Here is a 1381-nt window from a genome sequence, read left to right on the forward strand (position 1 = left end):
TTGGGTGAATCATATATGGGCACGTCGAGTAAGATGACGAGACGATATTTCGGAACGGACGGGATCCGGGGAGGGGCCAACAAATTTCCGATGACCGCCGAGGTTGCGATGAAGGTCGGCATGGCTGCCGGCCTGTCGTTCCAGCGCGGCCACCATCGCCATCGCGTCGTGCTCGGCAAGGATACGCGGCTGTCGGGCTATATGATCGAGAACGCGCTGGTCGCGGGCTTCTGTGCCGCCGGCATGGATGTGTTCCTGCTGGGGCCGATTCCGACGCCGGCGGTCGCCATGCTGGCGCGGTCGCTGCGCGCCGATATCGGCGTGATGATCTCGGCCTCGCACAACCCCTATTACGATAACGGCATCAAGCTGTTCGGCCCCGACGGCTACAAGCTGTCGGACGAGATCGAGATGCGCATCGAGGCGCTGCTCGACCAGGATGTCGACATTTCGCTGGCCGACGCGGATGGGCTCGGGCGCGCCAAACGCGTGGACGGCGTGCACGACCGCTATATCGAATTCGCCAAGCGCACTCTGCCGCGGTCCATGTCGCTGGCGGGCCTGCGCATCGTGGTCGATTGCGCCAACGGCGCCGCCTACAAGGTGGCGCCGGCAGCGCTTTGGGAACTCGGCGCCGAGGTCATCACCATCAACAACGAGCCGAACGGCTTCAACATCAACGAGGAATGCGGTTCGACGCACCCGGTGGGCCTTTCCAAGAAGGTTCATGAAGTGCGCGCCGACATCGGCATAGCGCTCGATGGCGACGCCGACCGCGTGGTCATCGTCGACGAGAACGGCGCTGTCGTCGACGGCGACCAGATCATGGCGCTGATCGCCGAATCCTGGCATCAGAGCGGCCGCCTGGCAGGCGGCGGCGTCGTCGCCACCGTCATGTCCAATCTTGGCCTCGAACGCTTCCTCGGTGAAGCCGGCCTGCAACTTCACCGAACCCAGGTGGGCGACCGTTACGTGGTCGAGCACATGCGCGCGCATGGGCTGAATGTCGGCGGCGAGCAGTCCGGCCATATCGTGCTGTCTGATTTCTCCACCACCGGCGACGGGCTGGTCTCGGCGCTGCAGGTGCTGGCCTGCATCAAGCGCCAGAACAAGCCGGTCAGCGAGATCTGCAAAAAGTTCGAGCCGGTGCCGCAGCTCATGACGAATGTGCGCTTTTCCGGCGGCGAGCCCCTGGAGACAGCACCCGTCAAGGCCGCGATCGAGGATGCCCGCAACCGGCTCGGCAAGTCCGGCCGCCTAGTGATCCGGCCTTCCGGCACCGAGCCCCTGATTCGGGTTATGGCCGAGGGCGACGACCAGAAGCTGGTCGAGACGGTGGTGAACGACATCGTCGGCGTCATGGCCGAGATCAAGACCGCTG

General features: G+C 64.5%; 1 protein-coding gene. It reads left to right on the forward strand.

Going from position 1 to position 1381, the window contains the following annotated elements:
- Nucleotides 1-33: 33 nt before the first annotated feature.
- A partial coding sequence (gene glmM, locus AC0L2K_RS34815) for a phosphoglucosamine mutase (RefSeq protein ID WP_473533637.1) occupies nt 34-1381 on the forward strand: 1348 nt, incomplete at its 3' end.

The sequence above is a fragment of the Mesorhizobium sp. WSM4817 genome (assembly GCF_055811135.1).